The sequence below is a fragment of the Cedecea sp. P7760 genome (assembly GCF_013386425.1).
In the GTDB taxonomy this organism is placed as follows: domain Bacteria; phylum Pseudomonadota; class Gammaproteobacteria; order Enterobacterales; family Enterobacteriaceae; genus Cedecea; species Cedecea selenatireducens.
Genome location: NZ_JACARU010000024.1, coordinates 1 through 18642, shown reverse-complemented (window position 1 = coordinate 18642; position 18642 = coordinate 1). Strand labels below are relative to the sequence as shown.

The 18642-nt window shown below is 53.6% G+C and carries 18 protein-coding genes and 1 rRNA gene; 8 read left to right on the top strand and 11 right to left on the bottom strand.

The window, feature by feature from the left end; translation table 11 throughout:
• Window positions 1–73 precede the first annotated feature (73 nt).
• The 5 genes from rseC to rseD are packed head-to-tail and all read right to left on the bottom strand — an operon-like array spanning window position 74 to window position 2906.
• Window positions 74–556, bottom strand: coding sequence for a SoxR-reducing system protein RseC (gene rseC / locus HX778_RS10220; protein WP_176981918.1), 483 nt, complete (start codon window positions 554–556; stop codon window positions 74–76).
• Entirely contained in the window at window positions 553–1518 is a 966-nt protein-coding gene (gene rseB / locus HX778_RS10215) for a sigma-E factor regulatory protein RseB (protein ID WP_176981917.1), read from the bottom strand. The genes rseC and rseB overlap by 4 nt, the downstream gene beginning before the upstream one ends.
• Window positions 1518–2165 (bottom strand): anti-sigma-E factor RseA, encoded by a 648-nt coding sequence (rseA, locus tag HX778_RS10210; RefSeq protein WP_176981916.1) that lies wholly within the window; start codon window positions 2163–2165, stop codon window positions 1518–1520. Before rseA ends, rseB begins: the two co-directional genes overlap by 1 nt.
• Window positions 2166–2196: 31 nt before the next feature.
• Window positions 2197–2772 carry an RNA polymerase sigma factor RpoE gene (gene rpoE, locus HX778_RS10205; RefSeq protein WP_016537822.1) on the bottom strand — a complete coding sequence of 192 codons (576 nt, stop codon included), beginning with the start codon at window positions 2770–2772 and terminating at the stop codon, window positions 2197–2199.
• The gene (gene rseD, locus HX778_RS25305) at window positions 2769–2906 is read right to left on the bottom strand and encodes a rpoE leader peptide RseD (protein ID WP_370527387.1); all 138 of its coding nucleotides are present in this window, start codon (window positions 2904–2906) and stop codon (window positions 2769–2771) included. Before rseD ends, rpoE begins: the two co-directional genes overlap by 4 nt.
• A 299-nt stretch (window positions 2907–3205) precedes the next feature.
• Between rseD and nadB the strand changes: the two genes are divergently transcribed.
• On the top strand, window positions 3206–4822 hold the full coding sequence (gene nadB, locus HX778_RS10195) for an L-aspartate oxidase (protein WP_176981915.1): 1617 nt from the start codon (window positions 3206–3208) through the stop codon (window positions 4820–4822).
• On the opposite strand, the gene HX778_RS10190 is transcribed toward nadB, so the two are convergent.
• Entirely contained in the window at window positions 4807–5544 is a 738-nt protein-coding gene (locus tag HX778_RS10190) for a tRNA1(Val) (adenine(37)-N6)-methyltransferase (RefSeq protein WP_176981914.1), read from the bottom strand. The genes nadB and HX778_RS10190 overlap by 16 nt on opposite strands.
• A 121-nt stretch (window positions 5545–5665) precedes the next feature.
• Between HX778_RS10190 and srmB the strand changes: the two genes are divergently transcribed.
• Window positions 5666–7003 carry an ATP-dependent RNA helicase SrmB gene (gene srmB, locus HX778_RS10185; RefSeq protein ID WP_176981913.1) on the top strand — a complete coding sequence of 446 codons (1338 nt, stop codon included), beginning with the start codon at window positions 5666–5668 and terminating at the stop codon, window positions 7001–7003.
• 29 nt (window positions 7004–7032) lie between these two features.
• Here the strand turns inward: srmB and HX778_RS10180 are convergent, their stop codons facing one another.
• A complete protein-coding gene (locus HX778_RS10180) occupies window positions 7033–7917 on the bottom strand; it encodes a LysR family transcriptional regulator (protein ID WP_038479772.1) in 885 nt (294 codons plus the stop codon).
• Between the two features lie 104 nt (window positions 7918–8021).
• On the opposite strand from HX778_RS10180, the gene eamB reads away from it, so the two are divergent.
• Window positions 8022–8609: a cysteine/O-acetylserine transporter gene (gene eamB, locus HX778_RS10175; protein WP_370527383.1), complete on the top strand. Its 588-nt coding sequence runs from the start codon at window positions 8022–8024 to the stop codon at window positions 8607–8609.
• A 50-nt stretch (window positions 8610–8659) separates the two neighbouring features.
• On the opposite strand, the gene grcA is transcribed toward eamB, so the two are convergent.
• Entirely contained in the window at window positions 8660–9043 is a 384-nt protein-coding gene (grcA, locus tag HX778_RS10170; RefSeq protein ID WP_016537828.1) for an autonomous glycyl radical cofactor GrcA, read from the bottom strand.
• A 319-nt stretch (window positions 9044–9362) separates the two neighbouring features.
• Between grcA and ung the strand changes: the two genes are divergently transcribed.
• The gene (gene ung, locus HX778_RS10165; protein ID WP_176981912.1) at window positions 9363–10052 is read left to right on the top strand and encodes a uracil-DNA glycosylase; all 690 of its coding nucleotides are present in this window, start codon (window positions 9363–9365) and stop codon (window positions 10050–10052) included.
• Between the two features lie 57 nt (window positions 10053–10109).
• On the opposite strand, the gene HX778_RS10160 is transcribed toward ung, so the two are convergent.
• Window positions 10110–11180, bottom strand: a complete 1071-nt coding sequence (locus HX778_RS10160; RefSeq protein ID WP_038479762.1) for a tRNA/rRNA methyltransferase — start codon at window positions 11178–11180, stop codon at window positions 10110–10112.
• 207 nt (window positions 11181–11387) lie between these two features.
• On the opposite strand from HX778_RS10160, the gene trxC reads away from it, so the two are divergent.
• From trxC to pssA, 4 genes are all read left to right on the top strand, one after another.
• Complete coding sequence (gene trxC / locus HX778_RS10155) at window positions 11388–11807, top strand: thioredoxin TrxC (RefSeq protein ID WP_038479759.1); 420 nt, start codon at window positions 11388–11390, stop codon at window positions 11805–11807.
• Between the two features lie 76 nt (window positions 11808–11883).
• On the top strand, window positions 11884–12585 hold the full coding sequence (locus HX778_RS10150) for a tRNA-uridine aminocarboxypropyltransferase (protein WP_176981911.1): 702 nt from the start codon (window positions 11884–11886) through the stop codon (window positions 12583–12585).
• Between the two features lie 32 nt (window positions 12586–12617).
• Complete coding sequence (gene pat / locus HX778_RS10145; RefSeq protein WP_038479753.1) at window positions 12618–15278, top strand: protein lysine acetyltransferase; 2661 nt, start codon at window positions 12618–12620, stop codon at window positions 15276–15278.
• 114 nt (window positions 15279–15392) lie between these two features.
• A complete protein-coding gene (gene pssA, locus HX778_RS10140) occupies window positions 15393–16748 on the top strand; it encodes a CDP-diacylglycerol--serine O-phosphatidyltransferase (RefSeq protein WP_176981910.1) in 1356 nt (451 codons plus the stop codon).
• A gap of 34 nt (window positions 16749–16782) precedes the next feature.
• On the opposite strand, the gene HX778_RS10135 is transcribed toward pssA, so the two are convergent.
• Both HX778_RS10135 and rrf read right to left on the bottom strand, forming a co-directional pair.
• Complete coding sequence (locus HX778_RS10135) at window positions 16783–18081, bottom strand: MFS transporter (protein ID WP_038479747.1); 1299 nt, start codon at window positions 18079–18081, stop codon at window positions 16783–16785.
• A gap of 381 nt (window positions 18082–18462) precedes the next feature.
• Window positions 18463–18578, bottom strand: a 5S ribosomal RNA gene (gene rrf, locus HX778_RS10130).
• Between the last annotated feature and the right edge of the window lie 64 nt (window positions 18579–18642).

The window sequence follows — 18642 nt, the reverse complement described above, 5'->3', positions numbered from 1 at the left end:
AGGAAACTGCTCATCCTGCAAGCTTCGGTAAGCCATATGCAGGATGTGCAAAGAGAGGTCAGTCGAAGGGAATTTACTGATTTTCAGCCGGGGGCGAAGCGGTGTCGACGCGCAGGGCATCCGGGCCAAGCGCAACGCTAAGAATCACCGGTTGCCAGCTTTCACGACGGCTGAAATGTTGGGAAAAACCGCGCGCGAGCAGAAAGCCGCCAACACCGCCGAGCAAAGCACCGCACATCGCAGCCAGGTTAGTCCCAAACAGAGTCTGGAACAGGCCGGAGCACAAAAATAGCCCGACCAGCGGCGACATATAAACCAGAAGAGCCGAACCTAACAGGCTACCTTCAGCAATGCCCAGCTCCACTTTTTGCCCCGCCACCAGCGGCTTTTCGCTTGGAACAGTCAAAAGATGACTGGTCTGCGGCCCCAGCTTATTCAATACGCGAGTGCCGCATCCCGAGCGAGAAGCGCAGCTGTTACAAGAGGCTTTGACATCACAATGCAGCAACGCTTCACCGTTTTGCCATGAGACGACCGTTGCCCACTCTTTGATCATTGCGCAGCTCCGTTGAACTTGATGCTATCGCCAATGCGTTTTGCCGTTTGCGGAGGTAGTTCGCCGACAACCGTGATTTCGGTTTTATCGCGAATTTCCGTGCTCACGGTACGGCGGCCGGTGCGTACCAGCTGCTCACCGTTGGTGCCCTGCGACGGCGCCTGGCTAATATTCACCGAGAAGCTGAACAGGCCGTCAGAATAGAGGCGAGATTCAATAGGCACGCCGACGGTTGGCAGAGGCCTGCGGCTACTCGAAACCTCGTTAAACCCTTGCGGCAGCCATGAAGGCGCCCAAGAGAACTTCGCTTTTTCTGCTCCCGGCACGGACAGCAGCGGCGGTAATGTCGCCTTCGCTAAATTCTGCATCAGGCCGCTCGCCTGATCGCCCACGGAAAAAGAGACAACCCGGAACTGTTCAAGGGTTTCGCCGTCGCGGTCCAGTAAATCAACGCGCAGCGGCAGCTTGGTTTCGGTATCGATCCAGACAATATAGTTGTAGCGCGTACCATCGCGGGCCACGACGCGAATCACTTCGCATAGCCTGTCGGCAATACGCGTCCGCCCGACAGAAATAAAGTCGTAGTACGGCGTCAGGCGCTTAAAGTCGGTATAAACGATGGAGGGCAGAGAATCGACAATGTAATCCCCGGTGAGCGTAAATGGCTCAAGCCCAGGTTCAAAGTAGCTGATTTCGTTGCCGCGCTGCACGACCTCACGACGCGGGCCGTCCATTTGCAGGAATTGAGCAAGCGGGCGATTATCAAGACGTGCGTGGCGATAACTAAGAGACTCAATCCCTTGCTTGCTGATATTGATAAACGCCAGCTCATAGTTGAGGGACTGACTCGCCTGGTTCATCTGCTGCAACAACGCCCCGGACGAAACAGTGTCCGCCGAGGCGTTGGAGGTGAACAACAGGCTGCCTGCCACGAGAGACAGGGCACACCAAAGTTGCTTCATTACTGCGATTGCGTTCCTAAAGTTTGGTTTCCTGGCACTTGCACAGCAGCCTGCTGGGTTTGCGCCTGTTCAAACTGGAGCTGCTCGGAGTGTAAACGACGCTGCAATTCATAATCCTGCAGCATAGCGTTAATACGACGACGCTGTTCCTGTACTTGCTGACTGCTGTTGCTCGCCGTGGTCTCAGACGGCACGCCCAGGCTTACCGGACTGGCTTTGCCCATCATCGGCAAGGTGTTAAACACCGGCGTTTCCGGCTGAGCTGAGCTGTCAGATTGACCGTTATAGTGCTGCACGCCCACAATAACCGCAAGCGATACGCACGCGGCAACGCCCATCTGCGTCAGCTGGCTTGCCCACGGACGCACCTTATGCCAGAACGGCATTTTCTGCCATTGCTGAGGCTGCGGCTGTGATTCAGTAATGAGCGGCGCGACGTTACGCACTGGTTCATTCGCGATAGCCGCCATCACGTTGGCAGAAATATCGAAATGAAGCACTTCGCTGGTATCTCCGCGCATCGTGTCGCGGATCAGATGGTAGCTCTGCCAACTTTGCTGCAGTTCGCTGTCGTTAGACAAACGGTTGAGCAGCTCGCTATCGAGAGATTCGCCATCCATTAAAGCGGAAAGTTGTTCTTTCTGCATGCCTAAATACCCTTCCAGTAATCCGCTATCGTCAACGCCTGATAAGCGGTTGAACTTTATTATCAATAGCTTCCCTTGCGCGGAAAATACGAGAACGCACAGTACCTACCGGGCAATCCATAATGGCGGCTATCTCTTCATAGCTCAGGCCATCCAACTCCCGCAACGTGATTGCCATGCGTAAATCTTCCGGGAGCGACTCAATAGTACGGAAAACTATCTGTCTCAGTTCCTCAGACAACATTAAGTTCTCAGGGTTCGAAATTTCTTTCAATGCGCTGCCACTTTCGTAGTTTTCCGCATCGATAGCGTCCACATCACTTGAAGGTGGACGGCGCCCCTGAGCAACCAGATAATTTTTTGCCGTGTTGACCGCAATGCGATACAGCCACGTATAAAAGGCACTATCGCCACGGAATGAATCCAGTGCGCGATACGCTTTGATAAAAGATTCCTGCACCACGTCGGGAACATCACCCGAAGGTACATAACGGGAAACCAGGCTCGCAACCTTATGCTGGTAGCGCACCACCAGTAGGTTAAATGATTTCTGATCTCCCTTTTGGACCCGTTCGACGAGGACCTGATCCGTTAACTGCTCGCTCATCCGAGGTAATGTCTCCCCAAACCCAATTTCCACGCGTAATCGAAATGCCACTCGAACCCTGCATTTTTGAGCAAGCTTTGAGTTGGAGTGCCCGAGGCCAGCAAAGTTCCGTTACGCCTTTGTTTTTCTGTCATGTTTAGCGGATTGCATCTTTTCATTATAAGTTCCGCTTCGCAAAACGGTAACGCCGATTCTTCTGAATCAATGCTTAAAAAGTTAGCGAGCAGAGTATCGCATGAATCAAGGTATTTCATCATTTAATCTGCCGTTTACCGCACCTATGGGGGATTTATTTATAGAATTTGACTCATCTCTCCCCGAGAGATTCATCGGCTGCTTTGTTTAGTTAACACAACGCTCAAACAAAAAAAGAGTGTTCACATTGCCACCCGGTGCTATGCTGCGGCCATTCTTGTTTAGTAAATTAAACACCATGAACTCAAATAGCGATCTGGTCTGTGACGTATTAATCGTCGGTAGCGGCGCTGCCGGCCTCTCTCTCGCGCTACGTCTGGCTGAAACCAGCAACGTCATCGTGTTAAGTAAAGGTCCAATCAGCGAAGGTTCTACCTTTTACGCTCAAGGGGGGATCGCCGCCGTTTTCGATGAAACCGACAGCATTGCTTCCCACATCGACGATACGCTGATTGCCGGAGCCGGAATCTGTGAGCGCGATGCGGTAGAGTTTGTCGCCAGCAATGCGAAGCACTGCGTTCAGTGGCTGATTGACCAGGGCGTCATGTTCGATACCCACACCCTGGCCAATGGTGAAGAGAGCTACCATTTGACGCGGGAAGGCGGCCATAGCCATCGCCGTATTCTTCATGCAGCCGATGCAACCGGCAAAGAAGTTGAGACCACGCTGGTCAGCAAAGCCCTTAATCACCCAAACATTCGGGTCATCGAGCGCAGCAACGCCGTCGATTTAATTATCTCTGACAAGATTGGCCTGCCGGGCACACGCCGTGTGGTCGGAGCCTGGGTCTGGAACCGGAATCTTGAAAAGGTCGAAACCTGCCGGGCGAAGGCCGTAGTTTTAGCCACCGGCGGCGCCTCGAAGGTTTATCAATACACCACCAACCCGGATATAGCCTCTGGTGACGGTATTGCTATGGCATGGCGTGCGGGCTGCCGCGTTGCCAACCTTGAATTTAACCAGTTTCACCCGACTGCGCTGTTCCATCCCCAGGCCAGAAACTTCCTGCTTACGGAAGCGTTACGTGGGGAAGGCGCATACCTGAAGCGCCCTGATGGCTCACGATTCATGCCGGAATTTGATGAGCGCGCAGAGCTTGCCCCCCGAGATATCGTCGCCAGAGCTATCGATCACGAAATGAAACGCCTGGGTGCAGACTGCATGTACCTCGATATCAGCCATAAGCCAGAAGCGTTTGTTCGCCAGCACTTCCCTACTATTTATGAAAAACTGCTTGGGTTGGGCATCGATTTAACCAAAGACTCAGTGCCGATCGTACCTGCCGCACATTATACCTGCGGTGGCGTGATGGTTGATGAGCATGGGCGTACCGACGTTGACGGGCTGTATGCTATCGGCGAAGTAACCTATACCGGGCTGCACGGCGCAAACCGAATGGCGTCAAATTCACTGCTTGAATGCCTGGTCTATGGCTGGTCCGCCGCAGAAGATATTCTCAAGCGCTTGCCGTATGTCCGTGAAAGTAAAAACCTGCCCGCCTGGGACGACAGCCGCGTGGACAACCCTGATGAACAGGTCGTCATCCAGCACAACTGGCATGAGCTGCGGCTATTTATGTGGGATTACGTCGGCATCGTGCGTACCACCCGTCGCCTCGAGCGAGCGCTGCGGAGGATTACTATGCTGCAGCAGGAGATTGATGAGTACTATGCCAACTTTCGGGTTTCAAACAACCTTCTCGAGCTAAGAAACCTGGTGCAGGTTGCCGAACTTATCGTGCGCTGCGCCATGCAGCGTAAAGAGAGCCGTGGCCTGCACTACACGCTTGATTATCCGGAACAGCTGGCTGAATCCGGCCCAAGCGTACTCTCGCCGCTTTACATAAACAGATAGAAATCCTGGGTCAGACTACAATAGCCTTCAGAGTAGGCCTGGTCTGGCCCTCGAATCACCAGGCGGTCGTTGTAGTATTCTCCGCCCGTTGGGGAAAGTGCGAGCATCACCCGATGCGGCAGGCGGGTTTCATTGTCGGCCACGTCGGTGCGATAGCGTACATGCCAGCCCTGTGATTTCGCCAGCTCGCTGAACGCCGTACCTGCGGTTTCCGGCATAATCACACAGAAAAAACCATCCTCGGTGATCAACTGTTCAGCGCTGCTGAGGAGTGCCTGATGATCCAGGGTCGTCGTGTAGCGAGCCTGAGCGCGTTCCGCAGACGCACAGTTGCTGCCCTGCTCAAAGAAGGGTGGGTTGCTGACTATCAGCGAGTAGCGCTGGGTTGCCTGCTGCGCCCATTCACGAATATCGGCACAGTGCACGTTAATACGCGAAGCCCAGCGGCAGCCTTTCGCGTTTTCTGCCGCCTGTTCGGCGGCCACCGGATCCAGTTCAACGGCTTCAATCGTGACGTCATCGGCGGTTCTTTGGGCCAGCATCAGCGCCAGCAATCCGCTGCCAGTGCCAATATCCAGAACGCTTTTCACGTTCACCACCGGCACCCACGCGCCAAGTAGCGTCCCATCGGTCCCCACTTTCATCGCGCAGCGATCGTGTGCCACAAAGAACTGTTTGAAAGTGAAACCATCCCGACGTAATACCGCTTTTTGATCCGACATCTTATCTACCTTGCAAAGAAACCGCCGTAGCATAAGTGAAACGAGCGACCACGGAAAGACACAAACAGATGAAGATCGCGGGCATAACGTCTATAATCGGCGTCCCAAATAGAGGTAGACCATGACTGTAAGCACTTTTTCCGAACTCGAACTTGATGAAAGCCTTTTGGACGCGCTCCAGGAGAAGGGCTTTACTCGCCCGACAGCAATCCAGGCTGCGGCCATTCCTCCTGCACTTGAAGGGCGCGATGTGCTGGGTTCAGCACCAACGGGTACCGGTAAAACCGCAGCTTACCTGCTGCCAGCGCTACAGCATCTGGTCGACTTCCCACGTAAAAAATCCGGCCCGCCGCGAATTCTTATCGTGACGCCGACCCGTGAACTGGCGATGCAGGTTGCCGACCACGCGCGTGAGCTGGCAAAGCATACCCATCTGGATATTGCGACCATCACCGGCGGCGTGGCATATATGAACCACGCTGAGGTTTTCAGCGAGAACCAGGATATTGTGGTCGCCACCACCGGCCGACTGCTGCAATACATTAAGGAAGAAAACTTCGACTGCCGCGCGGTTGAAACCCTGATCCTTGATGAAGCGGACCGCATGCTGGACATGGGTTTTGCTCAGGATATTGAAACCATCGCGGCAGAAACCCGCTGGCGCAAGCAAACCATGCTGTTCTCCGCAACCCTGGAAGGCAACGCGGTTAAAGACTTTGCTGAGCGCCTGCTGGAAGATCCGGTGGAGGTTTCCGCCACGCCTTCCACCCGTGAACGCAAGAAGATCCATCAGTGGTACTACCGCGCTGATGACGTTGAGCACAAAACAAAATTGTTGGTTCACTTGCTGAACCAGCCTGATACCACCCGCTCTATCGTCTTCGTACGTAAGCGCGATCGTGTGCATGAGCTGGTTGCCTGGCTGCGCGAAGCGGGCATCAACACCTGCTATCTCGAAGGCGAAATGGTGCAGGCCAAGCGTAACGAAGCCATCAAACGTCTGACCGACGGCCGCGTTAATGTCCTGGTTGCCACCGACGTCGCTGCCCGTGGGATCGATATTCCTGACGTTAGCCACGTATTCAACTTTGACCTGCCGCGTACCGCGGATATCTACCTGCACCGTATCGGCCGTACCGGTCGTGCTGGTATGAAAGGTACTGCGATTTCACTGGTTGAAGCACACGATCATCTGCTGCTGGGTAAAATTACCCGCTACATGAAAGAGCCGCTGAAGTCCCGCGTCTTCGATGAGCTGCGCCCAACCACGCGCGCGCCAAGCGAGAAGCTGACCGGTAAGCCATCGAAGAAAGTACTGGCCAAGCGCGAAGAGAAGAAGAAAGAGAAAGACAAAGAGAAGCCGCGCGTTAAAGTACGTCACCGTGACAAGAAAAACGTCGGCAAGCGCCGCAAGCCAAGTGCGGCTGCTGCGACAGAATCGACAAAAGTCGACGGATAACATCCACGCCGGGAAAACCCCGGCGTTTTTTATTGCCCCGACTCAGCGTTCTCCTGCAGGCATTCCATAAAAATCTTCATCGCCGGGCTGATCACCTTCCCCGCATGATGCGCACAGATCGCATTGATCGTCAGCAACGGTTCGCTGAACGGCAGCTCCACTAGCTCCCCGGACAAAAGCTCTTTCTCAACGGTAAAACGAGGCAAAAAGCTCACGCCGAGATTCGCGGCCACGCACTGCTTAATACTTTCAATGCTCCATAGCTCAATGGTGTTTTCCAGCGTGATCCTGCGCTTTCTCAACTGTTCTTCAAAGATCTGCCGGAACACGCACTGCGGCTCGTTGATCACAAAACTGACCGGGATGTGCCTGTCCGTATGTCGGAAGTCAATCTCCTGGCGTGCCGGCGACGCCACCAACACCAGCGAAGGCTCACTAATCGCCTGCATATGCAACGCTTCGTCATTCCCCACGCGGTAGAACACGCCGAGATCGACTCGATCGTCCAGAAGCGCGTCGCGAATTGTGTAGCAGTTCAAGGACTGCAGAGAGAGTTTGACTCGAGGCGCCCTCTCCTTAAAACGCTGTAGCACGCGCGGCATCTTGTACGCCAGCAGCGTTTCACCACTTGCGACCCTGAGTTCACCCTCTGGCTCAGAGCCCTGCCTGGCGGCCTGCCTGATGGTATCGATGACGCGCGTCAGCTCATAGACGTGAGGCATGAGCTTTTTGCCGCTTTCGGTTAAACGCATCCGTCGGCCAATTTTTTCAAACAGCTGCAGCGAAAGCTCCTGTTCAAGCTGCTGAATATGAAAAGTGACCGTCGACTGCGTGCAGCACAGCTTCTGGGAGGCCAGCAGGAACGAGCCTTCCTCAACCACCGTTTTTAACGTGACAAAACGACGTAAATCCATTCAGCCTCCATTACATCGAAATCATCGAACTCTGAGTATAGAAACATTCATTTTTTTAAAGTTTCTGCTTTGCGTACTCTCAGCGAAAACACAGGAGAACTCAAGTGGTCGCCATTTTCTTTAGTGCGTTTTGGACGTACACCCTCATTACCGCCCTGACGCCAGGGCCCAACAATATTCTGGCGTTAAGCACCGCCACCAGCCACGGGCTGCGGGAAAGCACCCGCGTGCTGGCGGGTATGAGTCTTGGATTTCTGATTATCATGCTGCTGTGCGCGGGCATCGCCTTCTCACTCGTCAGCCTCGATCCAAGGTTTACCCGCGTGCTTAGCTGGGTGGGCGCGGTTTACATTTTGTGGCTGGCGCTGAAGATTGCCACCAGCCAGCCGCCGGGCTCGACGACTGAAGCTCAGCCGGTCGGCTTCTGGGGCAGCTTTGGCCTGCAGTTCTTAAACGTAAAAATTATTCTTTACGGCATCACAGCCCTGTCGACCTTTGTTTTGCCGTATACGGCGGAGATAAGCGGCATCGTGGGAATGAGCGTGGTGCTGGCGGCAATAGGGTGTTTGGGGAATCTTTGCTGGGCGCTGGCTGGCCATCTGTTCCAGAAGGTCTTTCAACGCTTTGGACGTTCGCTGAATATTATTCTGGCGTTGATGCTGGTTTACTGTGCGGTGCGGATTTTTTACTAACGTAAAAGAGCGCCAGAAGGCGCTCTTTATTTATTACGGCGGGAACTGAATTACAGGCTTTCAGTGAAAGTACGGGTGATCACGTCGCGCTGCTGTTCCGGGGTCAGAGAGTTAAAACGAACCGCATAGCCGGAAACACGAATTGTCAGCTGCGGATATTTTTCCGGATGCTTAACCGCATCTTCCAGCGTTTCACGACGCAGAACGTTAACGTTCAGGTGCTGACCACCTTCTACGCGAACTTCTGGTTTTACTTCCATCGGAATTTCACGGTATTCAAACTGACCCAGTTTGCTGACCGCAACAACTTCATCTTCTGCAAAACCCGCTTTCGCGCATACGCAGCGAGCTTCACCTTTTTCATTGTCGAGCAGCCAGAAAGAGTTCAGAAGTTCGTCATTTGCCGCTTTTGTAATTTGGATACCAGTAATCATTTTATTTCTCCCTTAGGGTAATGTGCTGATTCTTTGGGCCAGCTCTCTGGCTCATTGGTAAAACCTTTGTTGCTTTGTTGTTCTTATATCAGCCCGCCAGGCGCGATTCTTTGATTTAAATCAATTAAATCCACACCACAAAAAAGGGTTTTACTGGTTTTATTTGTTTTACATCAACTTAGACGTACGGCGTGTCATTAAAATTTTTGTAAATTTTCAACTTTATTTAGTACCGTAGCCCATTGATGCAACGCACTATTTTGCTCATGGGGCAGAAGCAGTTAAGCTAGCGGACATTACAGATTCGCGGGAGAGCGAGATGACTACCCACCTCACCTGGCACGACGTGCTGGCAGAAGAGAAACAGCAGCCCTACTTTATCAATACGCTCAGCGCCGTTGCCGCAGAGCGCGCTGCGGGCGTGACCGTTTATCCCCCGCAGAAGGATGTGTTTAACGCTTTTCGGTTTACCGAGCTGGGCGATGTCAAAGTCGTTATCCTTGGCCAGGATCCCTATCACGGCCCAGGGCAGGCGCACGGGCTTTCTTTCTCCGTGCTTCCGGGCATTGCACCGCCACCTTCCCTGGTCAATATGTACAAAGAGCTGGAAGCCTCAGTGCCGGGCTTTACCCGCCCAGCCCACGGCTATCTTGAAAGCTGGGCACGCCAGGGCGTTTTGCTGCTCAACACGGTGCTGACCGTCGAGGCAAGCAAGGCGCATTCCCACGCAAAATTTGGCTGGGAAACGTTTACCGATAAGGTTATCGCTCTCATTAATGAACACCGTGAAGGCGTGGTGTTTCTGCTGTGGGGGGCTCACGCTCAGCGCAAAGGCAGCATTATCGATCGCCAGCGTCACCACGTGTTGACCGCGCCACACCCTTCCCCGCTTTCGGCGCATCGCGGTTTCCTGGGCTGTGGGCATTTCGTTAAGGCAAATGAATATATTGTAGAGCGCGGGGAAAAGCCCATCGACTGGATGCCACAGCTGCCACAGGCAAATGGCTAAGTTCTGGACGAAAAAAAACCAGCGATTAAGCTGGTTTTTTTATAACAGGAGAACGGGTTACGCCTTATTCTGGCGCCACCATTCACCCAGCAGTACGCCGGTTGCTACGGATACATTGAGGCTTTCAACATTGCCGGTACCTTCAATGGCTACGCTCATATCAGCATTTTCAAAGGTGGTGTCGGAAACGCCATCGCGCTCCTGGCCCAGCACCAGCACCATTTTCTTAGGTAGCTCAGCTTTATACAGCGGAGTACCCTGATGGCTTGAGGTCGTCACGATGGTGTAGCCTGCTTTACGGAAAGCTTCCAGCCCATCACCAAACGTCTCGCCGCTGATCGCCACAACGTGCTCTGCACCGCCTTCTGCGGTACGAATTGCCGCCCCGGACTCCAGCAGAGAAGCATCCTGAATCAGTAAACCTTTCACACCGAAGTGCGCACAGCTACGCATGATCCCGCCAAGGTTGTGAGGGTTACCCACATCCTCCAGCGCCAGTACGCAGTCTTCTTCCCCGGCTTTATTCAGCCAGCTCTGCACGCTGATGCCGCTACGCTTTTTAATAATGAAGCAAACACCACCGTGGTGTTCCGTGCCGGAGGCTTTTGCCAGCTCGGCGTCATCCACAACGTGGTAAGCCTTGCGGTTAGCCGCCATCCAGCGCAGCGCTTCTTTAAAGCGAGGCGTAACGCTCTGGATAAACCAGGCACGCACGATGCTTTCCGGGCGGCTCTGGAACAGCGCCTGACAAGCATTCTCACCGTAGACACGGGCTTCTTCGGCGCGCTGGCGACGAATCACTTCCGGATCAACGATGTGCTTTGTTGCACCTTCATTGTCAGAAGCCGACAGTGAAGTGTCTACCGGGGCACGGGAAACCGTGCGCCATGGGGACGCCGCTTCACCGCGATCGCCTCTGTCGCTACGTTCATTACGATCGCGCCCGCCGCGAGGTTTATCATCGTGACGAGCCGGACGGCGACCGCCGCCTTCACCACGTGACGCACCGGCAGGACGCCCACCACCTTTCCCGGTACGCGGGTTTTGGCTGCGTTTTTCGCTATCGTCGTCACCGCGGACATACATCACTTTGACCTTGCCGCTTTTACCTTTAAATTCGTCGTTCATTTTTCCTCCACCTGGCTGAGCGCGAAGCGCGCAGATTACCTGATGTGGCATGGGTTAGCCATTAACTTTGCTTAAAAGCTAATAACTATTGTACTCATCGAATAAATCACTTTGTTGGCCTCCCCATCTTCGCCGATAATATGTAACATATTTGAAACATCCACGGTGCATGACACCGATTTTCAACCATTCTCTTTGAGGTTAGTTATGAATACCGTTTGCGCCGACTGCCAGGCCATTAACCGCATTCCTGACGACCGTATTGATGACGGCGCAAAGTGCGGTCGCTGCGGTCATGAACTGTTTGACGGAGAAGTCGTCAATGCGACTACGGCTACGCTGGATAAACTCCTGAAAGACGAACTGCCGGTCGTGGTGGACTTTTGGGCTCCGTGGTGCGGGCCGTGCGTTAACTTCGCACCAATATTTGAGGATGTAGCCGAAGAGCGCAGCGGCAAAGTCCGTTTTGTTAAGGTCAATACCGAGGCTGAACAGGAGCTCAGCGCCCGTTTTCGTATTCGCAGCATCCCAACCATTATGATCTTCAAGAATGGCCAGGTCGTTGACATGCTGAATGGCGCGATGCCAAAAGCCCCGTTCGATAGCTGGCTGGACGAAAATATCTGATCCTGCGGGGGCATTTTTTAGCCCCCTCTTTTATATCTACGTTAGAATAGCGTTTTTAGCTAAGCCGCCTTAATTAATGACAGAAAACGCCGTTCTCCGCCTTCGTGCTGCTCGCCTGGCCCGTGCAACTCGCCCATTTCTTGCCCGTGGTAATCGCGTTCGCCGCTGCCAGCGTTGCCTGTTGCCGCTGAAAAACTGCCTGTGCGAGACGCTTCAGCCGCAAAATGCGCGTAGCCGCTTTTGCCTGGTCATGTTCGACACTGAGCCCATGAAGCCCAGCAACACTGGCCGGCTAATCGCCGATGTTTTGCCGGACACAGAGGCGTTTCAATGGTCACGCACGGAGCCGCCAGAGGCGCTGCTGGAACTTGTCGCTAATCCGAACTATCAGCCGATGGTCGTTTTCCCCGCTTCCTATGCTAACGGAGAGCGGGAAGTTCTTACCACGCCGCCAGTCACCGGGAAACCACCGCTGTTTATTATGCTTGACGGTACCTGGACCGAAGCGCGCAAAATGTTCCGTAAAAGCCCTTACCTCGACGCGCTGCCGGTAATTTCCGTTGACCTGAGCATTACCTCTGCTTATCGCCTGCGAGAAGCGCACGCCGAGGGCCAGTACTGCACCGCAGAAGTCGCCGCAGCCCTGCTTGAACTGGCGGGGGATACCGCTGCATCTGAAGGGCTAACGCAGCACTTTACCCTTTTCCGTGAGCGTTATCTGGCGGGGAAACCGCATCATCAGGGCAGCGTCACAGCAGAAGTTGAAGAAAACGTTTAGACTCTCCTGAACATCACTCAGGGGAGAGAGTCGTGAGTCAACGAGGCCTGGAAGCGCTGCTGCGTCCAAAATCGATTGCCGTCATCGGCGCTTCGGCAAAGCCCGATCGCGCCGGTTATTTAATGATGCGTAATTTGCTTGCCGGCGGGTTCAACGGCCCGGTCATGCCGGTCACGCCAACCCATAAAGCCGTTTGCGGGGTGCTGGCCTGGCCGGATATCGCCAGCCTGCCGCTTGCGCCCGACCTCGCGATTATCTGTACCCATTCAGGCCGTAACCTGACGCTGCTAGACGAGCTGGGAAGCAAAGGCTGCAAAGCCTGCATTATCTTATCAGCTCCCCCCGAGCAACTGCCTGAATTGCTGGCCTGCGCGGCACGCTGGCAAATTCGTCTGCTAGGCCCCAATAGCCTTGGTCTTTTAGCGCCCTGGCAGGGATTAAATGCCAGCTTTTCTCCGGTGCCGATCCAAAAGGGAAAGCTGGCGTTCATTTCCCAGTCCGCTGCAGTTTCAAACACCATTCTGGACTGGGCGCAGCAACGTGAAATGGGCTTTTCCTGGTTTATCGCCCTCGGTGATAGCCTGGATATCGACGTGGACGAGCTGCTTGATTACCTCGCAAGAGATACCAAAACCAGCGCCATTTTGCTTTATCTTGAACATCTTAGCGATGCCCGTCGCTTTGTCTCTGCCGCGCGAAGCGCCTCACGTAATAAACCTATTCTGGTTATCAAAAGCGGACGCAGCAGCAAAGCCCAAACCCTGCTGAAAACGCATCCTGGCCTGGATGCCGCCTGGGATGCGGCAATTCAGCGGGCTGGTTTACTGCGTGTACAGGACACGCATGAACTGTTTTCCGCCGTTGAAACCCTCAGCCATATGCGCCCTCTGCGCGGCGAACGTCTGATGATTGTCAGTAATGGGGCGGCTCCTGCGGCGCTGGCGCTGGATGAACTATGGCTGCGAAACGGCAAGCTGGCTACGTTAAGCGAAGAAACTACAAAGGCGCTTGCAGCAGTGCTTCCTTCAGGTGTTGAAGCCGGAAATCCGATAGATCTCCGTGATGACGCAACGCCCGGCCGTTATCTGCTGGCCGTAGAAAAATTGCTGGATAGCCATGATTTTGATGCTCTAATGGTGATTCATTCTCCCAGCGCCGCCGCTCCCGGAACCGCAAGCGCTCTCGCGTTGATCGATTTGCTACAGCGGCACCCTCGTGGGAAATACCTGACCATTTTTACCAACTGGTGCGGTGAGTTTTCCTCCCAGGAGGCCAGACGCCTGTTTAGCGATGCCGGGATCCCGACCTACCGAACCCCGGAAGGGGCGGTAACGGCGTTTATGCATATGGTGGAGTATCGCCGTAATCAGAAGCAGCTGCGCGAGATCCCCGCGCTACCCGCTAACCTGACGGCTAACACCGGCGAAGCTCACCACCTGATCCAGCAGGCGCTGCATCAGGGAGCAACCACGCTCGATACTCATGAAGTCAGGCCCGTGCTTGAAGCCTATGGCTTAACGACGCTGCCAACATGGATTGCAAGTGACAGTGCGGAAGCCGTGCACATCGCCGAGCAAATTGGCTATCCCGTGGCGTTAAAACTTCGCTCACCGGATATTCCCCATAAGTCGGAAGTTCAGGGGGTAATGCTTTATTTACGGACGGCCAGTGAGGTTCAGCAGGCAGCAGAAGCCATTATTGACCGTGTAAAAATGACCTGGCCGCAGGCGCGGATTCATGGCCTGCTGGTGCAAAGTATGGCAAACCGCGCGGGGGCACAGGAGCTTCGGGTTGTCGTTGAGCATGACCCGGTATTTGGCCCATTGATCATGCTGGGGGAAGGCGGCGTAGAATGGCGGCCCGAGCGACAGGCTGCCGTGGCTCTCCCTCCTTTAAACATGAATCTTGCCCGCTATCTTGTTATTCAGGCGATTAAAAGCGGCAAGATCCGCAGCAGGAGCGCATTACGCCCGCTGGACATCGCCGGCATCAGCGAGGTTCTGGTGCGGGTCTCTAACCTGATCATCGATTGCCCGGAGATAGTCCGGCTTGATATCCACCCGCTGTTAGCCTCCGGCAGTGACTTTACTTTGTTAGATGTCACACTTGAGTTAGCCGAATTTACCGGAGATGCGGATTCCCGCCTGGCCGTTCGTCCTTATCCTCATCAACTGGAAGAGATTGTACAGCTCAAAAATGGCGATCGCTGCCTGTTCCGCCCGATCCTTCCCGAAGATGAACCTCAGCTGCAGCGCTTTATTGCCCAGGTAACTAAAGAAGATCTCTACTATCGCTATTTCAGCGAGATCAATGAATTTACCCACGAAGATTTAGCCAATATGACGCAGATCGACTACGATCGGGAAATGGCGTTTGTTGCCGTTCGTCGAATGAAAGGCAGCGATGAGATCCTCGGCGTCACGCGCGCAATTTCCGATCCGGATAACGTGGATGCCGAGTTTGCCGTGCTGGTACGCTCCGACCTGAAAGGGCTTGGGCTGGGCCGCCGCCTGTTGGCTAAACTCATCGACTACACCAGACAACACGGTATTCAGCAGCTAAATGGCATCACGATGCCGAATAACCAGGGCATGATTGCTCTGGCCCGTAAACTGGGTTTCAGCGTCGATATTCAGCTGGAAGATGGCATTGTGAGCCTGATGCTCCCACTGGGCGAAAGCGCAGATTCGTGAGTAACGTACTGGAAAACATACTCACTTTGCGTGGCAGTAGTGGTATTATCAGCAGGTTCTGACGTCTGGATTTTGCAGAAGGCCATCCAATGAAAAGAGAAGATAAGCACTGTGATGTTGTCTAAATTTAAACGTAATAAACATCAACAACACCTTGCCCAGTTACCGAAGCTTTCTCAATCAGTTGATGATGTAGAAACCCTGTTCTCCCCTGCGGACTTCCGCGAAACGCTGCTGAAAAAAATAGCGGGCGCAACGCAACGCATCTGCATCATTGCGCTGTATCTTGAGCAGGATGACGGCGGCAATGGGATCCTGTCCGCGCTTTATCAGGCTAAACAGCAGCGGCCGGACCTGGAAGTTACCGTGCTGGTTGACTGGCACCGTGCTCAGCGCGGACGTATTGGTGTTGCCGCAACCAACACCAATGCGGACTGGTATCACCGCATGGCAGAGCAGTTTCCGGATGTAAATATTCCGGTCTACGGCGTTCCCGTCAATACTCGCGAAGCGCTTGGCGTGTTGCATTTCAAAGGTTTTATCATTGATGACAGCGTTTTCTACAGCGGTGCCAGCCTCAATGATGTCTATCTGCATCAGCATGATAAGTATCGTTATGACCGCTATCAGGTCATCCGCAATCGCTCGTTAGCGGACATTATGTATGGTTGGGTGAACCAGAATCTGGTGAATGGCCGCGCGGTTCATCGACTGGACGTCGCCGAACGCCCAAAAAGCCCGGAAATCAAAAACGACATTCGCCTGTTCCGTCAGGAGCTGCGGGATGCCAGCTTTATCTTCCAGGGTGATGCGGACAACGATCAGCTGTCGGTTACGCCGCTGGTTGGGCTGGGGAAATCCAGCCTGCTGAATAAAACCATCTTCCATCTTATGCCGTGTGCCGAGCAAAAGCTCACTATCTGCACGCCGTATTTCAACCTGCCTGCGGTGCTGGTGCGTAATATCATTCAGCTACTGCGAGATGGCAAACAGGTTGAGATTATCGTTGGCGACAAAACGGCCAACGATTTCTATATTCCCGAAGATCAGCCGTTTAAGATTATCGGTGCCCTGCCTTACCTCTACGAGATTAACCTGCGCCGCTTCCTTAGCCGCCTGCAGTATTATGTGAATACCGGGCAACTGATTGTGCGTTTGTGGAAAGACGGGGATAACAGCTATCACCTGAAAGGAATGTGGGTGGACAACGAGTGGATGCTGCTGACCGGGAATAACCTTAACCCGCGCGCCTGGCGTCTGGACCTGGAGAATGCCCTGCTGATCCACGATCCGAAAAGAGAGCTGGAAGGCATTCGTACCAGAGAGCTGGAGCTTATCCGCACCCATACGACGGTCGTTCAACATTATCGCGATCTGCAAAGCATCGCCGAATATCCGGTGAAAGTTCGTAAGCTGATTCGCCGCCTGCGTCGTATCCGTATCGACCGATTGATAAGCCGCATTCTTTAAATGTTTAAGCCCTGCACTGCAGGGCTTTTTCTTTCTAGAGTTTGATGCCTTTTCCTTTGCGGTGCAGCAGCAAAGAAACCACAAACGCCAGCGCTCCCATCCCGGAAACATACCAGAAGAAGATAGTTTCACTGCCGATCGATTTTAGTGACAGAGCGACATATTCCGCAGAGCCGCCAAACAGAGCATTAGCAACCGCATAGGAGAGCCCAACGCCCAGGGCACGGACTTCTGGTGGGAACATTTCAGCCTTCAGAATGCCGCTAATTGAAGTGTAAAAGCTGACAATGATCATCGCCGCCATCACCAGTGCAAAGGCTGCATACGGCGAGCTAACATTTTGCAAAGCCGTCAAGATAGGCACAGTCAGCACCGCCGCTAACCCGCCAAAACATAGCATTGAGCTACGCCGTCCGATTTTATCCGATAGCGCACCGAAGAACGGCTGGATCACCATGAAAATAAACAGAGCAAAGGTCATCAGCGCGCTGGCCGTATTGGCATGCATCCCCGCCGTATTTACCAGATACTTCTGCATATAAGTGGTGAAAGTATAAAAAGCCAGAGACCCGCCGGCAGTAAAGCCGAGCACCATAATGAACGCTTTACGGTTCTTCCATAGCCCGGATAGCGTTCCGGCATCTTTGTGCGCCCGAGTCGCTTTATCTGACGTTTCATCCAGCGAACGACGAAGATAAAGGGCAACAATGGCCAGTACGGCGCCAATCGCGAATGGGATCCGCCATCCCCAGCTTCGTAAATCCTCATCGCTCAGCACTTGCTGCAGGATAACCACAACTAGCAATGCAGTAAGCTGCCCGCCAATGAGCGTCACATACTGGAATGAGGCGTAAAATCCTTTACGACCTTCAACCGCCACCTCACTCATGTATGTCGCGCTGGTTCCATACTCTCCTCCCACAGATAAGCCCTGAAACAAGCGAGCCAGAAGTAATAACGCAGGAGCCCATGTACCGATGGTGGCGTATCCTGGCAGGCAGGCAATCACCAACGATCCAAAACACATCATGCAGACGGAGATCAGCATGGAGTTTTTACGTCCATGTTTGTCAGCGATATAGCCAAACAGCCAGCCGCCAATCGGCCGCATCAGAAAACCAGCGGCAAAGACACCCGCCGTTTGCAGCAGTTGGGTAGTGGTATTTCCCGTGGGAAAAAAGATGTGTGCGAAATAGAGCGAGCAGAATGAGTAAACATAAAAATCAAACCACTCAACCAGATTCCCTGATGAGGCGCCGACAATGGCCCAGACGCGACGACGGGTATCCGCAGCCGTTAGCGCAATACTCTCTTCACTTGTTGATTCAGTCATTATATTTTCCTGTCTTCCTGAACGAGCGTAATAACCCAGGATCCAGTAAAGCAGGAGAAACAAAATTCGTGAGGTGAAGTTTCTTGTTGCGCAGTTGTTACAGTGTTTTTTGTGAGCAGGCTAAGCTTTTCGCAAATTGTTACTACTGGAAAAACAAAAAACCCCAGCCGTCAGGCTGAGGTTTTTTGTTTTATTTGATGCCTGGCAGTTCCTACAGTACTCGTATCATCCTGATACTCGCCCCTTCGGGGCCGCCGCACACGGCGTTCAAACGTGTTCCCGACACGTTTGTCGCATGCCCATGCTCGTGCAGATAATTTCCTGATACCACATAAACAAAAAACCCCAGCCGTCAGGCTGAGGTTTTCTGTTTTATTTGATGCCTGGCAGTTCCCTACTCTCGCATGGGGAGACCCCACACTACCATCGGCGCTACGGCGTTTCACTTCTGAGTTCGGCATGGGGTCAGGTGGGACCACCGCGCTACGGCCGCCAGGCAAATTCTGTTATTGACCGTCATGCATCCGCATAACCATCAATTTAATCCTGAACTAAGCTGAA